This is a genomic window from Pelagibacterium sediminicola, from assembly GCF_003390885.1.
Lineage (GTDB): Bacteria > Pseudomonadota > Alphaproteobacteria > Rhizobiales > Devosiaceae > Pelagibacterium > Pelagibacterium sediminicola.
In genome coordinates this window covers 99,733-116,391 of record NZ_QMEL01000002.1, presented here as the reverse complement: position 1 = coordinate 116,391, position 16,659 = coordinate 99,733, and the positions used below count along the sequence as shown (strand labels likewise).

At 63.1% G+C, this 16,659-nt stretch carries 18 protein-coding genes; 12 read left to right on the top strand and 6 right to left on the bottom strand.

What is annotated here, in order from left to right; all coding sequences use genetic code 11:
• Positions 1–78 precede the first annotated feature (78 nt).
• The gene (locus tag DQG18_RS03745) at positions 79–423 is read left to right on the top strand and encodes a DUF1491 family protein (protein WP_157969984.1); all 345 of its coding nucleotides are present in this window, start codon (positions 79–81) and stop codon (positions 421–423) included.
• Here DQG18_RS03745 and DQG18_RS03740 read toward each other — a convergent pair.
• The gene (locus DQG18_RS03740; RefSeq protein WP_116652903.1) at positions 407–1,558 is read right to left on the bottom strand and encodes a DUF2336 domain-containing protein; all 1,152 of its coding nucleotides are present in this window, start codon (positions 1,556–1,558) and stop codon (positions 407–409) included. The genes DQG18_RS03745 and DQG18_RS03740 overlap by 17 nt on opposite strands.
• A gap of 342 nt (positions 1,559–1,900) precedes the next feature.
• Here DQG18_RS03740 and DQG18_RS03735 point away from each other — a divergent pair, with 342 nt between their 5' ends.
• The gene (locus DQG18_RS03735; RefSeq protein WP_157969983.1) at positions 1,901–2,725 is read left to right on the top strand and encodes a hypothetical protein; all 825 of its coding nucleotides are present in this window, start codon (positions 1,901–1,903) and stop codon (positions 2,723–2,725) included.
• Positions 2,726–2,915: 190 nt separating this feature from the next.
• On the opposite strand, the gene DQG18_RS03730 is transcribed toward DQG18_RS03735, so the two are convergent.
• Genes DQG18_RS03730 through DQG18_RS03720 form a run of 3 tightly spaced genes read right to left on the bottom strand, consistent with a single transcriptional unit; the run spans position 2,916 to position 6,185 of the window.
• Entirely contained in the window at positions 2,916–3,461 is a 546-nt protein-coding gene (locus tag DQG18_RS03730) for a DUF1254 domain-containing protein (RefSeq protein ID WP_116652901.1), read from the bottom strand.
• Positions 3,458–4,033, bottom strand: a complete 576-nt coding sequence (locus tag DQG18_RS03725; RefSeq protein ID WP_116652900.1) for a DUF1214 domain-containing protein — start codon at positions 4,031–4,033, stop codon at positions 3,458–3,460. The genes DQG18_RS03730 and DQG18_RS03725 overlap by 4 nt, the downstream gene beginning before the upstream one ends.
• A 4-nt stretch (positions 4,034–4,037) precedes the next feature.
• On the bottom strand, positions 4,038–6,185 hold the full coding sequence (locus DQG18_RS03720) for a transglycosylase domain-containing protein (RefSeq protein ID WP_116652899.1): 2,148 nt from the start codon (positions 6,183–6,185) through the stop codon (positions 4,038–4,040).
• A gap of 145 nt (positions 6,186–6,330) precedes the next feature.
• On the opposite strand from DQG18_RS03720, the gene DQG18_RS03715 reads away from it, so the two are divergent.
• From DQG18_RS03715 to DQG18_RS03680, 8 genes are all read left to right on the top strand, one after another.
• On the top strand, positions 6,331–6,780 hold the full coding sequence (locus DQG18_RS03715) for a YcgN family cysteine cluster protein (protein WP_116652898.1): 450 nt from the start codon (positions 6,331–6,333) through the stop codon (positions 6,778–6,780).
• 223 nt (positions 6,781–7,003) lie between these two features.
• Positions 7,004–8,275 carry an O-acetylhomoserine aminocarboxypropyltransferase/cysteine synthase family protein gene (locus DQG18_RS03710; RefSeq protein WP_116652897.1) on the top strand — a complete coding sequence of 424 codons (1,272 nt, stop codon included), beginning with the start codon at positions 7,004–7,006 and terminating at the stop codon, positions 8,273–8,275.
• 272 nt (positions 8,276–8,547) lie between these two features.
• Positions 8,548–8,754, top strand: a complete 207-nt coding sequence (locus DQG18_RS03705) for a cold-shock protein (RefSeq protein WP_116653358.1) — start codon at positions 8,548–8,550, stop codon at positions 8,752–8,754.
• 296 nt (positions 8,755–9,050) lie between these two features.
• Positions 9,051–9,314, top strand: a complete 264-nt coding sequence (locus DQG18_RS03700) for a hypothetical protein (RefSeq protein WP_116652896.1) — start codon at positions 9,051–9,053, stop codon at positions 9,312–9,314.
• A gap of 151 nt (positions 9,315–9,465) precedes the next feature.
• The gene (locus tag DQG18_RS03695) at positions 9,466–9,900 is read left to right on the top strand and encodes a curlin (protein WP_116652895.1); all 435 of its coding nucleotides are present in this window, start codon (positions 9,466–9,468) and stop codon (positions 9,898–9,900) included.
• Positions 9,901–9,928: 28 nt separating this feature from the next.
• A complete protein-coding gene (gene csgH, locus DQG18_RS03690; protein ID WP_116652894.1) occupies positions 9,929–10,315 on the top strand; it encodes a curli-like amyloid fiber formation chaperone CsgH in 387 nt (128 codons plus the stop codon).
• Positions 10,316–10,805: 490 nt separating this feature from the next.
• A complete protein-coding gene (locus DQG18_RS03685; RefSeq protein ID WP_198669650.1) occupies positions 10,806–11,210 on the top strand; it encodes a curlin in 405 nt (134 codons plus the stop codon).
• Positions 11,211–11,327: 117 nt separating this feature from the next.
• Positions 11,328–12,377: a dipeptidase gene (locus DQG18_RS03680; RefSeq protein ID WP_116653357.1), complete on the top strand. Its 1,050-nt coding sequence runs from the start codon at positions 11,328–11,330 to the stop codon at positions 12,375–12,377.
• A gap of 39 nt (positions 12,378–12,416) precedes the next feature.
• Here DQG18_RS03680 and DQG18_RS03675 read toward each other — a convergent pair whose 3' ends face one another.
• Entirely contained in the window at positions 12,417–13,772 is a 1,356-nt protein-coding gene (locus DQG18_RS03675; protein ID WP_116652893.1) for a dicarboxylate/amino acid:cation symporter, read from the bottom strand.
• Between the two features lie 386 nt (positions 13,773–14,158).
• Positions 14,159–14,506, bottom strand: a complete 348-nt coding sequence (locus DQG18_RS03670) for an ArsR/SmtB family transcription factor (protein ID WP_116652892.1) — start codon at positions 14,504–14,506, stop codon at positions 14,159–14,161.
• A gap of 148 nt (positions 14,507–14,654) precedes the next feature.
• Between DQG18_RS03670 and DQG18_RS03665 the strand changes: the two genes are divergently transcribed.
• Both DQG18_RS03665 and DQG18_RS03660 read left to right on the top strand, forming a co-directional pair.
• The gene (locus tag DQG18_RS03665; protein ID WP_116652891.1) at positions 14,655–15,131 is read left to right on the top strand and encodes an SRPBCC family protein; all 477 of its coding nucleotides are present in this window, start codon (positions 14,655–14,657) and stop codon (positions 15,129–15,131) included.
• A gap of 213 nt (positions 15,132–15,344) precedes the next feature.
• Positions 15,345–16,568: a lytic murein transglycosylase gene (locus DQG18_RS03660; protein WP_116652890.1), complete on the top strand. Its 1,224-nt coding sequence runs from the start codon at positions 15,345–15,347 to the stop codon at positions 16,566–16,568.
• The last annotated feature ends 91 nt before the right edge of the window (positions 16,569–16,659 follow it).

Below are 16,659 nucleotides of genomic sequence, written 5' to 3'. Positions count from 1 at the left end.
AAGGTGGGCTTTCGCGAAGCGAAAGGTCGGATGAGGGGGCTGCGATGCTTGCGGCATACAACAATCTGGACAACTACCATGCAGCGCCTGCGCAGTGACATATGGTGCGCCGCCTTTGTGCGGCGGCATAACGATCTGGGGCATATGTGCGTCGTGTCCCGGCGGGGCGATCCTGCGGCGGGGCAGATCTGGGTGGAGATCGACCACCTCAACGGCACCGTCTCGCTTTTTAGCCCCGCGCCATCGGCCCTCATTGAAAACGACCATGGCGGCCGCGTCTTCGAGCGGCGCTACGATCATGCCGATCCGCTGACCGTGCGCGAGCGCATCGCGCGCGAAGCCGAGTTCGACGACGATCTATGGGTGCTGTCGCTCGAAATGCGTGGCGACGGTCATGGGCTGGAGATCAGCCCGTCCGCCTGACCGACTGGAGCTTGCCGAGCGCCTCGATGGCCTGATCGCTCAGCGAACCGGTGCGCGGCAGGGGCTGGCGTTCGGGCGTGCGGCGGCTGGGTTGTGCAAGGGGCGCAAATTCCGGCCTGGTCAACTCCATCGGGTTCACGTCGCCGCGCCAGGCACTCAGCATATAGACCATGGCCGGGGTGCTCACCGACTCGAACAGCCGCGCGAAAACGGCAAGGGTTTTGGAGCGGTCCTCGTCATGACTCGTTGCATGGATCAGCACCTTGAGCCCGTCATAGGCCGTGCAGCCGAAGGCGCGCAGGACGACGAACAGCGCCGCTCCGCTGGTATCGTGGGCGATCTCCCCGCATCGCACCTCGTCGAGCCCGGTGATCTGGGTGAGCAGCCGGGTGATGGCCGGGCGGCGGTTGTCGGAAAAAAGCCGCATCAGCGCGGCGGTGAACTCGTCCGTTGCGACTGAAATATGCTCGAAGGTCCGCATCATGGGGGCCTGCGGCATGTTGCGGTGCACAAAGGCCTGCAACACGTTGAGCCGCCCGCGCTCGGGCAGGTCGAAAAAGATGGTGGTCAGCAGCGCGGCGTCGAAATCGGTACGCCGGGAGAGCGTGGCGGCAACCTTGTGGTCCATCTGGGCCGAGCGCAGCAGCGCCGACAGATAGGCCCCGCGCGGCGCGATGCCCTCATTGGCGGCCAGTGCGCGATAGATCTTGCGGCTGTTGATGGGAAAGAGTCGCGCCAGCACCGTATTGGATATGTCGTAGCGCCCCGCGATTGCCGCGATGATATCGAGATCGCCCTTGTCGATCAGCCGCATCATCACATCGTCGGAAATGGCGGGCGCGGTGGCGATGTGCTCGACAAGGCCGGTCCCCAGATTCTCGAAAACCAGCATTTCGAGCGAGGGCGTCAACTGCGATGCGCTGGAAAGGATGGCTGCGGCCCTGGTGCGCACAGTGGGGGCGGCGGTGGGAAAGAGCCTTACGGCCAGCGCCTCGAACTGCTCGGTTTCGGCCGCGAGCGGCCGGGGGCGGCGGGCATAGGCATCGCACGCGGCAATAAGCAGGGTATTGGCGCGCTCGACGCCACCCGTTTCAATCAGAAGCTGAAATGTTTCGTAAGGCTGAAAGCCGATCATTTTTGATTCGTTCGCGCAAACCCACTCTATACTGCACTATTCGATTAAAATTGTTAGCGGATCATTAACCTTGATGAATTCTTAATGGCCTTGCCAAATCGGGACAGAACCGGCATCGGGCCGGCGGGGGCGCGCTGTCCGGGTGGCAAGATGTGAGGCCACAATGGGTAGGGTGTTGAGATTCAGTGCCAGAGCACAGCGTTCCGGGTCGAACGCCGCAGACAGGGGGACCCCCGCAAGGGTCCTGCTGTTCACCGGCGTACGCTATGAACGCGAGCCGGTCGCTGTGGAAAACAAGCAGGAGCCCCGCCGTAAACGCGCACGCAAGGGCCGGGCGGAACGGTGAAGACGAGGGGCAGGCGCGGCAAGCTCGCCGCGATATTGGCGGTTGCGCTGGTCACGGCGCTGGCAGGGTGCGCCCGGCCGGTGGGCGATTTCGGCCGCGCCGCGCCCAGCGCGCTGCACGACGAGATCATGCCCGCAATGGGCCGGGCCCGCGCCTCGGCGGATGGCGAGCCGGTCTCGCGCTTCAATTTCACCGATCAGGAACGCGAGATGCACGACCGCGTCTGGCGTTTCCTCGTCGCCCCCCACGCAAAGGACTGGTTCTACGACACGGCGGTGGAACTCCAGCGCACGCGGCTGACCGCCGCCACCGACCTGCGCTTCGATCCCGACCGGTATTACCAGCACCTGCGCGCCCAGACCTACGCATCCTCTCGGGTGCGCTACCAGACCGTTGCCAGCGACATTGGGCATGATCTTGCAACGATCCCCTCGACTTTCATCGCCATCTGCAAGGTGATCGAGGTCGACCGCCAGCGGGCCATCGCGGTCGATAATGTCAGTCTGGGCGCGCCGGACGGCACCTATCAGGTTGCCGCGCGTACATGGGAGAACGACCAGAAGATAAGCTGGTTCGTCCGCGCCCTCGGCTACCGCTTTAACGCGTATTCCACCGCGCTCGACCGGCTGCTGGTGGAAACGCCGCACGAGGAAGCGCGGATCGTCGATGCGCGGCTCGCCGAAATGGAAACCTACGTACACCGCGCCCGCGCCCGCGATTTCTGCGGTGGGGCAGGGACGGGATTCGTCAGCAAAGACGGTCCGCTGCCGTCGAGATTCGAGCGGCAGGCTTATCCGGCGGAGCCGTTGGTGCGGAAGTAGGTTGCGCCGGCTTTTTCCAGTCGGCACCGCAGTACCCCTCACCCCCAGCCCCTCTCCCTCAAGGGGAGAGGGGGGCTCGTAAGACGAAACATCCACGGAGTTCCCTTCTCCCCTTGAGGGAGAAGGTGGGCTTTCGCGTCAGCGAAAGGTCGGATGAGGGGTGCGCGATGCCAGCCAGAAACGCCGGCCCCTACCTGATCGTCCCACACTCCAGCCCCGCCAGCGCTTCGGCGTAACGGTCCCGCATTGCCGCATGCGGGGGGGCGAGGCGGAGGACGACCATCACGTTATTGCCCGGCGCCTCGACCAGCAACAGCCCATCGGCGATCTCGAAGCGCTGTTCGGCGAGAAGGCGCGTCTGGGCCGGGTTGAAAATGCCCATGTCGATGGCTCCGCCCGCGCCCGACCGGTTGGTGGTGGCGTAGATGACGTGGCCCTGACGATCGAACACGGCTACCGACCAGAAGGCCAGAGGGAGAGCGCCGTTGACGACGCCCGGCCCGTCGCGCAGGTCGAGTTGGCACACGCCATAGACAAGTTCGGGGTCGAGCCCCAGCGGGTTCGGCGCACCGGGCGCAATGTCGTCGAGCACCTTGAAATCTTCGATTGCCTCGACCGTGGCGAGCCTGGCCCAGAGATCGCGGGTCGCGGCGCCGGGGAGGGTAAGGATGACGACGAGATGGATCAGTCCACCCAGCATCACGCCGGCCAGAAGCCAGATGAGGAGACGTTTCATCGGCAGCGCTCCCGCATGATTTCCGGCATCTGGTTGACGGTCGTCGAGCCGCCCGCAAAGATCGCGGCGTCATAGAAGGTGAGCGCGAGCTGGAATGGCCCTTCTCCGGCGATCTCGAGCCAGTTGCCTGGAGCAAGATCGGGGCCGACCGCGATATTGACCGAGCCCTCCACTCCCCGCGCGATCCGCTCGGAATGAAGGGCGAGAGCTTGGGGGCTGGCGGCGACGTTGGCGCCGTCCGCGTCCGTTGCAACGAGTGTCCAGAACGTTGCACCCGGAACGCCGCCCTCAAGCCGGTAGGTGCATCGCCGTTCCAGTGTTTCCCCGGCGCTGTCGGTGATGGCGATAAACTGGATACCCTCGGCATAGCCTAGCTGCATGACGCCGGTGCGGGCGAGATAGGCGCGTGAATAGGGGTTGGGATTTTCCTGCCCGATATCGGGCCAGGCCGCCCACGGACCGGCCCGGACCGCCGCGATCAACCGCCCATCGGTCAGCACGTACCAGCTCAGGCCGAAGCCCAGGGCGATGGCGACGAATATGCCGGCGAGCAGGCGGAACAGGAAACCCAAGACCCTAAGGACTTTCGCTTAAATTGGCGACCGGGGTGGCCTGCGGCTCGCCGCCGGCCTGCGCCTGCCGCATTTTTTCGGAAAGATCGAGCAGCTTGAGCGCCGCCGCGGGAGCAAGGCTTGGCGCGCGCTCGTCGCTGTCCTCGCCTTCCCTTTGCGCGCCGCCTTCCGCGATGACGAACGGCCGAGGCGCCATGTCCACGCCGTAAAGGGGGTTGACCTCGATATTGGAGTGCGCGAACGCCATGAATTTCTGCCAGCTCTGGGCGGGCAGGCGCCCGCCGGTCAGGTTGTTCATCACCGCGTAATTGTCGTTCCCGTACCAGACCGAAGCCACGTAATTGCCGGTGTACCCGATATACCACGCATCGCGATAGGAACTGGTGGTGCCCGTCTTGCCCGCGCTCGGTACGCCCTCGACCACGGCCCGCCCGCCCGTGCCGCCGTAATTGACGGCGTTGAGGACGTCGTTCATCGAGAGCACCACCTCTTCGCTCAAAAGACGCTCGCGGTTCTGGCCGGGGCGTGCCTCGTAAACCACGTCGCCCTTGAGTGTAGTGATGCGGGTGATCCCGAAGCCCGTCGCCCGGTAGCCGCCATTGGCAAAGACCGCGTAGGACGAGGCCATGTCGAGGACGCTCACCGAAGTGACGCCCAGCGCCAGCGAGGCGGTGACGGGAAATTCGTTGCGGATGCCCAGCCGGTGCGCCATGTCGGCGATGGGCTGGCGGCCCGTCTGCACCGAAAGGCGGACCGGCACGGTGTTGATAGAGGCGGCCACCGCCGCCTTGATGGTCGTCGCCCCGCGATAGGAACGGCCATAGTTCTGCGGGCACCAGTTGCCGATGCAAACGGGCGCGTCCGAAATCGAGGAGCGCGGCGTGATGTCGAGCATCTCGAAGGCGGTAGCATAAACGAACGGCTTGAAGGACGAGCCGGGCTGCCGGTTGGGCGCCGTCGCGCGGTTGAACTGGCTCTGGCCGTAATCGACCCCGCCCACCATGGCGCGCACCGCGCCGTTGAGGTCCATGCCGACCATCGCCGCCTGCGTCACCGCAAAGGCGGGGCCTTCCTCGCGGATGACCGAAATGATGGCATCCTCGGCGGCGCGCTGGAGTTCGGGATCGAGCGTCGTGCGCACGACGAACCCGACCTCGTTGCTGTCCCCAACGATGCGCTTGGTTTCAAGAAAGGCCCAGTCGAGGAAATAATTGGGCGCTTCCACCTCGTCGGACCGGTCGACAGGCTCGGCGGGCCGCCGTCGCGCGGCGGTGACCTGGCCTTCGGTGAGATAGCCAGCGTTGACCATGTTCGAGAGCACGATATTGGCGCGCCCGCGCGCGGCGGCAAGATCGATATGAGGCGCCCAGCGCCCCGGGGCCTTGTAGAGCCCCGCCAGCATCGCCGCCTCGGCGAGCGTTACATCCTGCACCTCCTTGCCGAAATAATACTCGGCGGCGGCCACCACCCCGAACGCGCCGCCCCCCATATAAGCGCGGTCGAGATAAAGCTTTAAGATCTCGTCCTTGGAGTAGTTGGCTTCGAGCCAGAAGGAGAGGAACAGTTCTTTGATCTTGCGCTCGATGGTGCGCTCGTTGGAAAGAAACAGAAGCTTGGCGAGCTGCTGGGTGATCGAGGAGCCGCCCTGGAGCGAGGAGTCGCCTTCAACGTTTGAAACGAATGCGCGGAACGTGCCCCAGACATCGATGCCGAAATGCTCGTAAAAGCGTCGGTCTTCGGTGGCGAGCGTCGCCTTGATGAGATGATCGGGAATGGCTGAAAGTTCGACCGAATCGTCCGAGCGGATGCCGCGCCGGCCGATCTCGTTGCCATAGCGGTCGAGAAAGGTGACCGAATAGTCCTCGGCCTTGTTGTAATGCCCGATGGCGGTGGCATCCATGGCCGAAAGCGCAAAGGCGGTCATCAGGACCGCGCCGATCGCGCCAAAGCTCAGGGCGTCGGACGCCAGCTCGACAAAGATGCGCTTGAAGCCGCGCACCGTGAACAGCGCAAAGAAGTCCTGCACCCGCGTCCAGAACCGCCCCACGGAGCGCAAGCCGCCGTAAAGGAACGAATCCAGCCACGCATCCGCTTCGAGCAAGCGGGTGCGGCTTTTGGATCGCTTCTGTTTTTTGTAGAACGGATCCTGCACTTGGCCCTGCGCGTCCTCCTGCCATCACATCGCCGGTATTGCCCGGCAAGGGGCGTGGCGCCGGTGGTTATGATGGCTATTGTATTGTTTTTTCAAGGGGTGGGTCACTACAATTGTGCGTTGACGGGGCAGGACAGGACTAGGAATGGCCTTTTGGGAAGACAAGCCGCTGGAGGCCATGACCACCGAGGAGTGGGAAGCGCTTTGCGACGGGTGCGGCAAGTGCTGCCTTTTGAAGCTCGAAGATGAGGACACCGGCGAAATCTATACCTCCGATGTGCGCTGCAAGCTGCTCGACGGGGAAAGTTGCAGGTGCACCGACTATCCCAACCGCCAGGCCAAGGTGCCCGACTGCATCAAACTGACCCCCGAAAAGGTAACCGAAATCGCCTGGATTCCCAAATCCTGCGCCTATCGGCGGCTGGCCGAGGGCAGGGGGCTCGCCTGGTGGCATCCGCTGGTTTCGGGCGACCCCGAAACGGTGCATCTGGCAGGCATTTCGGTGCGGGGCCGCACCGTTGCCGAGGAAGACGCCAACACCGAGGACTGGGAAAGCCATATCGTCGACTGGCCCCATTGGGAGCCCGAGAATTAGGTCATTTCAGGCTGTAACGGCACCAGCCCGGCCTTCTGTTTCCACCCCCTTTAGCCCGGCGAAAGCCGGGCTGGTTTTTTCTGCCCCAAAGCCGCGATGCATTGGAAGCAGAACGCGCCAGAGGGATATTCGGGAAAACTTCATTTCAAAGTCAGGCTTACCCTCTGGAATGCTGGGGGACACATACCTATGGTGCCGCCCAGCACTTTATCAGGAGTCCTCGATGAAACTCGATACCATCGCCTTGCACCACGGCTACACCCCCGATCCGACGACCAAGTCGGCGGCGGTGCCGATCTACCAGACCACGTCCTACACGTTCGACGACACCCAGCACGGGGCGGACCTGTTCGATCTCAAGGTGCCCGGCAATATCTATACCCGCATCATGAACCCCACGACCGCCGTGCTCGAAGAGCGCGTCGCGGCCATGGAAGGCGGGATCGGGGCGCTCGCGGTGGCGTCGGGCATGTCGGCGATCACCTACGCGATCCAGACCATCGCCAGCGTCGGCGACAACATCGTCTCGGTCAGCCAGCTTTATGGCGGCACGTACAATCTGTTCATGCACACGCTGCCCCGCCAGGGCATCGAGGTGCGCATGGCGCGCGGTGACGATTACGACGCCATCGACAAGCTGATCGACAAGGACACCAAGGCCGTCTTCTGTGAATCGATCGGCAACCCGGCCGGCAACATGGTCGATATCGGCAAGCTCGCCGAGATCGCCCACCGTCACGGCGTGCCGCTGATCGTGGATAACACGGTCGCCACCCCCTATATCTGCCGCCCGATCGATCTGGGCGCCGACATCGTCGTTCACGCGCTCACCAAATATATCGGCGGACACGGCAACTCGATCGGCGGGATCATCGTCGACTCGGGCAAGTTCGACTGGGTGGCCAACAAGGAGCGCTTCGCGATCCTCAACGAGCCCGACCCCTCTTATCACGGCGTGGTCTATACCGAGGCGCTCGGCGCTGCCGCCTATATCGGGCGCTGCCGCGTGGTGCCGCTGCGCAATACCGGCGCGGCCCTTTCGCCCCAGAGCGCGTTCCTGTTCCTGATGGGCCTCGAAACACTCGGCCTGCGCATCCAGCGCCACTGCGAAAACGCGCTCGCGCTCGCCGAATATCTTGAAAAGCACCCCAAGGTCAGCTGGGTCAATTACGCAGCGCTGTCCTCGAGCCCCTACAAGGCCGTCTGCGACAAGGTGTATGGCGGCAAGGCGTCGGGGATCGTGAGCTTCGGCGTCAACGGCGGGCGCGAAGCGGGCGGCAAGTTCATCGACAACCTCAAGATGATCTATCGCCTCGTCAACATCGGCGACGCCAAGACGCTGGCCTGCCATCCGGCAACGACAACGCACCGCCAGCTCAGCCCCGAAGAACTCGATACCGCCGGGGTCCCCGAGGACCTCGTCCGTATCTCGGTCGGGATCGAGGATATCGAGGACATCCTGGCCGATGTCGGTCAGGCCCTCGACGCGCTCTGAGCCTATGGGAATGGCCCTGGCGTGGGAGCGCCGGGGCTTTTTCAGCCCTCCGGGGCGTCGCGAACGGGACTGATTCGACAAGGCTTGCATTTTGAGCAGCAAGGGCCCATATTGCGGCTACGTTTCAGCCAATCGATGGCTTTTCGATTTCCCGGCAATGCCGGTTTTTGTGGCCAATCCTGATTTTTGCGACGTTAAACCCTGTGCGCACGGTGCGTATTGGGAAATTCGGTCTACCCGCCCCAGCGGAGACCATGAAAGAGGATAGCGCCATGATTCGCGGCACTGTAAAATTCTTCAACACGACCAAGGGCTACGGCTTCATTTCGCCTGACGATGGCTCCAAGGACGCCTTCGTGCATATTTCGGCCGTAGAGCGCTCGGGTCTTTCCACCCTTTCGGAAGGCCAGGTCGTGACCTATGACCTTGAGAACGGACGCGACGGCAAGGTTGCCGCCGTCAACCTCAAGGCCGAATAGGCCAGACTAAAAAGGGGCGGGTTCTTCGCCCGCCCCTTTCCCCGGAGCGGCCCCCGCGCCCGCTCCCCTGCACCGCACTTGCCGGTGTACTGGTGGCTCCCCCGCAAGGGCGAGGGTCGAGCCCCGTTTTGACAAACCCCGCGCATTAGCGAAATCCGGCCATAACGCAATGAATGGCCCGGCGTTCCTGCCGGTCCGATTGTCATCGGATTGTGCCGTCGAACGGCTATCAAGCGCGTGATCATGAACAACAATGGATAAACTGGCCGCATCCGGCGGCCTCGAAAGAACAAGAAATGACACGATTTGATTTTAATGCCCGTGCCCGGCTGTATCTGGGCCGCGACCGCGCCACGGCGCTGGCGCAGGGGGCCAAGACCTTCCGCACCGCCGCCGAGGCGATCCGCTTTGCAACCGAGGAAGCTGCACCCGTGAGCCTTCACGGCGCGCTGCTCGTCGTCGGACAAGAGGGATATTCGGGTGCCCGCATCAAGGCGCTCTATGCGTCGGGCAACTACCCGCTGCGGCGCAAGGCCGATCTGGCGGACCAATTTTCCTGAAGAAAAACAGAAGGGTAAAAAAATCCTGCCGATGAACGGCTTCTGAATATGGAATTCAGGGGCCGTTCGAGGCGAGCCCGTTACACCTGATCCTGCAAACGACATCAACGCGGTACGCAACACACCGCAACACATGAGCAGGAGAAGGAACATGAACACCAGGACCCTTATCGCAGGCGCGGTCGTCGCGGCATTTTCCCTTGTCTCGATCCCGGCAATGGCCAACGACGTCTTCATCAACCAGTGGGGCTTCGGTCACGCGGCCGGCGGCGTACAGACCGGCTGGAACAACACCATCGGCGTCCATCAGAATGGCTGGTGGAACGCCTCGACCAGCGAGCAGTACGGCAACAACAACACCGCGGCCGTCGGCCAGGATGGCTGGAACAACGATGCCCAGACCTGGCAGAACGGCAACAACAACGCGGCAGGCGTCGGCCAGTTCGGCTCCAACCACACCACCATTCTGACCCAGGACGGCAACGGCAACATCGCCGCCGGAGTGCAGGTCGGCAATGGCTGCGGCGCGACGGTCAATCAGGCCGGTTCGGGCAATGTGGCCGCCTTCGTCCAGACCTGCCCCTGAGCTGGGTGATAGAACGGGAGAGACGATAATGAGCAGGACCTTCAATCCCATTCATGCCTTTGCCCTGGCGGCCGGCGGCATCGCCGTCGCCTTCGGGGGAACGGCCCTCGCACAAGTAGACGCGACAAGCGGCTGCGAAGTGCTCGCCAACCCCGGCAATGGCGGTTTCACCCTTGAGGCGATCTACCATGCCGAGGTGTCAACGCAGGGAGCCTACCGGTTCTCGGTCCAGAGCGCAGGTGGCGGCAACCGCACCAGCATCAACCAGGGCGGCGGCTTTTCCGCTCGTGCGGGGGAAACCCTGACGCTCGGACGGGTCAATGTCGGCGGGGCGTCAGCCTATGACGTGACGCTGACCATCGATGCCGGCGGGCAGCCGGTGGAGTGCGGCGGGCGGATCAGTACGAACGCCTGACGCAAAAGCCCATGCCTCCAACTTGCCCCGGTTTTTGGCCGGGGCTTTTTTGTTTGGGCGACATCGGCTACCCCCACCCCTCCCTCAAGAGGAAGGGCTATCGCATATAAATCTGCGTTTGTGGCTTCACCCTTCCCCAGCCCTCCCCATCAAGGGGAGGGTGTTTCCTTTTCCTTGTTATCTCCCTACGTACAAAGCCAGCACCTCCCCCCTTGTGGGGGACTTGCAAGCGGTTCCGGCATCGCCGGAACGCAAGGGTCCAGTGGACCCTTGCGAGCGCAGCAAGGGGAGGGGGGATTCGGCGACAGCCGAAGCGTATGCGATTGCCCTCCCCTTGATGGGGAGGGCTGGGGAGGGGTGAGGCCACGAACGCTCATGCCTCAAACCTTAACCCAGAATAAACGCCCGTTTCCGGATCGGTTCAGGCCGCCTGTCTCAAAGTGCATCCATCGGCTGAACGCCGGACGCAACACATAAAGGAGCAGGAACAATGGCACGCAATATCAAAAAGACCGCAATCGCAGCACTCATCACGGCAGCCATCGGCTTTGCAGCGCCCGCCCAGGCTGGCGGTCAGTTCTCGATCAATTTTGCTCCCACCACCGCCGATCAGGCGCAGGCCATGAATCTCGGCCTTGGCATGTATGCGCTGTTTCAGGGTATCGAGGGGGGCGGCGGCATTACCCAGAACGGGATCAACAACATGGCCGGTGTGCTCCAGAACGGGGGCGGGAATTTCGGGGTTATCCATCAGGAAGGCAACGACCATAGCGGTACGCTCGAACAGAATGGTGGCGGCAACAGCTATGGCCTGTTCCAGTTCGGCAAGGGTACGAACGCCCATGTCAACCAGCATGGCGGCCAGACCGGGCTCGGTTTCGTCTTCGGCTGGTAAACCGCTGGACCCATTCTTGACAAAAGGCGCTGCCCGTTTCCGGGACGGCGCCTTTGCTTTGCGGGGTGTGGCGGAATCGGTGCAGTCTCGTCGCGCATGAAGCGCACAGGAGTTGAAATGCCGGCAGAATTTCCCGTTTTCGACGGCCATAACGATACATTGCTCAGGCTCGTCGAGGCCGACCGCAAGCATCAGAATTTCGATTTTTTCGACGGTACGGGCGGGCTCCATATCGACCAGCCCAAGGCGAGGGCGGGGGGCTTTGCGGGCGGGCTGTTCGCGATGTTCACGCCCAACCCGGAGGGCGCAGGCGGGGCGCTGGCGGGCAAGCCGGTGATGGGCGGGCCCATTACGCGCGAACGGGCCGAAGACTATACGCGCCTGATGATGGACAAGGGCGATGCCCTGATCGCGGCTTCGGATGGCGCGCTGCGGCTGTGCACCAGCGCCGCCGATATCCGCTCTGCGATGGCAGAGGGCGCGATGGCGATGGTCTATCATATCGAGGGCGCGGAGGTGATCGACAGCGATTTCGCCGCGCTCGACTGGCTGCATGCCCGCGGGCTGCGCTCCGTGGGCATCACCTGGAGCCGTAACAACATTTTCGGCAATGGCGTGCCGTTCACCTTTCCGGGCGACCCCGATCACGGCGAGGGCCTGACCGACACGGGGGTGGAACTGGTGAAGGTCTGCAACCAGCGCGGGCTGCTGATCGACCTTTCGCATCTCAACGAGAAGGGGTTCTGGGACGTGGCGCGGGTTTCCAGCAAACCGCTCGTTGCCAGCCATTCCAACGTTCATACGCTGGCGGCCTCGCCACGCAACCTCACCGACAGGCAACTCGACGCCATCGCGGAATCCAGGGGCCTCGTGGGCCTCAACTTCGCCTGCGGCTTCCTGCGCGAAGACGGACAGCACACGCGGCGGGATACGGACCTCGATGTGGCGATCCGGCATCTCGACTATATGCTCGAAAGGCTCGGCGAGGACGGGGTGGGGATCGGCTCGGACTTCGACGGCTGTACTGTGCCCGAAGCAATCACCGATGCGTCGGGCCTGCCCAATCTCGTGGAAGCGATGGAAAAGGCGGGATATGGCGCCGATCTGATCGCCAGGATCACCCACAGGAACTGGATAAATCTGCTGGAGCGGACCTGGGGCGGTTAAGAAAAAAGCCCCGGATTTCTCCGGGGCTTTGGGGGGTGTTTATTCTGCGGGCACCGGTGAAGCGTCCAACGCATCGATACTCTCGATACGGTCATAGGATTCCTGATCGAGAATGCCCTGGCGCTTGGCGACGATGGTGGGCACCAGCGCCTGCCCCGCGACGTTGACCGCCGTGCGGCCCATGTCGAGAATGGGGTCGATGGCAAGCAGGAGGCCGACGCCTTCGAGCGGCAGGCCCAGTGTCGAAAGCGTGAGGGTCAGCATCACCGTTGCGCCGGTGAGGCCGGCGGTGGCGGCCGAGCCGACCACGGCCACGAAGACGATCAGCAGATAATCCTGGATACCCAGATCGATGCCGAAGAACTGGGCGACGAAAATCGCCGAGATCGCCGGATAGATCGAGGCACAGCCATCCATCTTGGTGGTGGCGCCGAGCGGCACCGCAAAGGCGGCGTACTCGCGCGGCACGCCGAGGTTCTTTTCCGTGACGCGCTCGGTGATCGGCATGGTGCCGATCGAGGAGCGGGAAACGAAGGCGAACTGGATGGCGGGCCACGCCCCCTGGAAATAGCGGATCGGGCTCAACCCGTTGACCGACAAAAGGGCCGGATAGACGACGAACAGCACGATGGCGAGGCCGATATAGATGGCGCCCGCATAAACGCCGAGCTGCGCGAGCGTTTCCCAGCCATAGGCGTATATGGCATTGCCGAGCAGGCCCACCGTGCCGATGGGAACCAGCCGGATCACCCACCAGAGCAGCTTGTGCACGACCTTGAGGAAGGACTTGGTAAAATCGAGGAACGGCTGGGCCGCGTCACCCACCTTGAGCGCCGCAACGCCGATGGCGATGGAGAGCACGAGAAGCTGGAGGACGTTGAAATTGAGGCTGGTCGTGGCGCCGCCGTCGGTGATGCGAGTGGACGCCTGGAGTCCCAGGATGTTGACGGGGATGAGGCCGGTGAGAAAATCGAGCCACGACCCGTTGCGTGAGGGCAGGCGGGCGGCCTCCTCGGTGACGGCGGTGTTGAGGCCGGGCTGGAAGATCAGCCCCAGCGCGATACCGATCACGACCGCGATCAGCGCGGTGATGGCGAACCACAAAAGCGTCTGCCACACCAGACGTGCCGCATTGTTGAGCTCACGCAGATTGGCGATGGAGGCAACGATCGCGGTGAAGATCAGCACCGGCACCATTGTGCGCAAAAGCGTGACGAATGCCGAACCGATGGTGGAAAGCGTCTGTGCCAGCCAGTTCGGTCCGCCATCGATGGGCCCGATGCCGCGCGCGATAAGCCCGAGAATGACGCCGACGACGAGCGCGACGAGAACCTGGAAGCCGAAATTGGTGTATAGGGGTCTGGGCGGTCTGGCCGCCGTCGAAGAGGTTGTCATTGCAATGCCTGTATTGTCTGGCGGGGGGCGCACTAAGAACCCGGAACCCGCTTGCTGGGCCAGATATTAGTTCCGGGCCTGCCCTTTCCCAAGCCTCTGCGATTGCGAAGACCTTGCAGAGATGGAAATATTTTGGCCGCTATCGGCGGGAATATGAAACAAATCCGGCGCGGGCCGGGAGGGCACTCAAAAAGGTGTGGCGGGCTGAGACCGTTATGGTTGGGCTGGGATCGCACTGGACCCCGGTAATAAATACCGGGGTGACATTGAAGGGGGAGACTGGCCCGGAACCAACCACAACCTCCAGCGTCACCCTGGTATTTATTACCGGGGTCCAGAGCAAAGCCCTCTGTCACGCAGGTGATTCAGCCAAACTCCGAAATGCTTTAGTTCTTCGGGCTTTCCCCGGCGCGCTGGAGATCGTTGAGCAGGGCGTCCAGCCGGGCATAGTTCTGTTCCCAGACCTTACGGTAGCTCTCCAGCCAGTCGGTGGCCGCCTTGAGGGCGGGGCCTTCGATCTTGACCGGCCGGCGCTGGGCATCGCGGCGGCGCGAGACGAGTCCGGCGCGCTCGAGCATCTTGATGTGCTTGGAAATGGCGGGCTGGCTCATCGCGAACGGCGCGGCCAGTTCCATCACACTCGCCTCCCCCTCGATCAGCCGCGCGAGGATGGCGCGGCGCGTGGGGTCGGAAAGCGCAATGAAAATGGCGTCGAGATTGTCCGGCTTGCTCATTTTTATAACCAGGTGGTTTGATAGAAATACGGTTGTGCGGGCGGGTCTGGTTGTCAAGGGATGTGGGCCAGCGGAAGATTATTTCGCATCTTATGTCGGATCGAATAGGCCGCTCCCGTCTTTTCTGCATCAACCAAGGAGTAAACCGATGACCAGTCCCGCCACCCCAAGAAGCGATCGTGAACTCGTGCTCGACCGCCTGATCGATGCGCCGCGCGAAAAGGTCTTTCGCTGCTGGACCGATCCGCAACTCCTCGTCCAGTGGTTCGCGCCCAAGCCGTGGTCGACCCCGCGCGCCGAACTCGATGTCCGCCCCGGCGGCTCGACCATGGTGGTGATGGCGGACCCCGAAGGCAACGAGTTTCCCAATCCGGGGGTCTATCTGGATGTCGTTCCCAACGAAAAACTGGTCTTTACCGATGCCTTCACCTCGGCGTGGGAGCCCTCCGAGCGTCCGTTCTTTGTGTGCGAACTGACCTTTGCCGACGAGGGGGGCAAGACGCGCTATATCGCGCGGGCCAAGCACTGGAACATCGAAACCAAGGAAGAGCACGAAAAGATGGGCTTTCACGAAGGCTGGGGCATCTGCGCCGATCAGCTCGAAGCGCTGGCCAGGACGATTTGAATTCGAGGCAGTCACGAGAGTTTGAACGTCAGGACGGACCGCCGGGCCCTCACGGGCAACGTGCTTAACGCCCGTTTAACGGGCAGGGTGCAGAATGGGTGCAGTTGCGTACCGGCATCAGGCCGCCAACGTCCGGGATCGGGGGCACGGACAGGCTCTTGCCACATTGGCAGGGTAAAAAGGCGGCAGGCTGGATTTTTGTAAGGTGTTACCATGCGTAAAACAGCCCCTGCTCCTGTTGCACCCCGTATCTCGCGCCGTCACGCGCTGGCGCTGACGCTTGGCGCGGGTGCATCGCTGGCCCTGCCGGGCATGGCGTTTGCCAGCGTCCCCAATTTCGTTTCCTCCATCTGGCCCGAAGCGCAGGCGCGCGGCGTCTCGCGCGGCATCTTCGATCAGGCCTTTGCCGGGTTCGCTCCCAGCCAGCGGATCATGGACCTGACGCGCACCCAGCCCGAAGTGGTCAAGACCACCGGGCAATATGTGGGCGATGCGGTGAGTTCCGCCCGGGTCTCGACCGGCCGCAACATGCGCGGGGAGTGGAGCCAGACGCTTGGCAATGTGCGCAACCGCTGGGGCGTGCAGCCGGAAGTGGTGCTGGCCATCTGGGGCATGGAGACCAATTACGGCTCCTATATGGGCGGCAACAACGTGATCCACGCGCTGGCGACGCTGACCTACGGGCAGTATCGCTATAATTTCTTCAAGCGCGAACTGCTGACCGCGTTGCAGATATTGCAGGCGGGGCACGTCGCGCCCACCAATATGGTGGGATCGTGGGCCGGGGCGATGGGGCACACCCAATTCATGCCCTCGAGTTTTGTTTCCTATGCTGTCGATTATAACGGCAACGGCAGGCGCGACATCTGGGGTTCGATCCCCGATGCCTTGGCCTCGACCGCCAACTACCTCAAGGCGCATGGCTGGCGCGACGGCGAGACCTGGGGGTATGAGGTCGATCTGCCCGGCGGCTTCGATTACGGACGCGCCTGGGATATCGACCGCCAGACCCTGGGCCAATGGCAGGCGATGGGCGTGCGCCGCACCGGCGGGCGCGATTTCCCGCGCGCGGGCGATCAGGGGCGGCTGTTCCTGCCTTCCGGCGCGCAGGGCCCGGCCTTCCTTCTGGTGCACAATTTCGATGTCATCAAACGGTACAACAACTCCAACAACTACGCGCTGGCCGTAGGCCACCTCGCCGACCGCATCCTGGGAGTGGGCGGTTTCGCGCGGTCGTTCCCGGCCAACGAAACCGGGCTCAACAAGGCCATGCGCACAGAACTCCAGCAACGGCTCAACGCGCGGGGCTTCAATGTCGGTACGCCCGATGGCGCCATCGGCCCCAAGACCCGCGCGGGCATCATCGCCTATCAGCGCGCCAGCGGGCTGACGCCGGATGGCCATGCATCGAGCATGCTGCTGGCGCGGCTGCGGTAGGTTCTATTTGCATCCCCGGCGTTTTTAGCTGGCATCGTAGCACCCCTCATCCGACCTCCGCTTCGCTCCGGCCACCTTCTCCCTCAAGGGG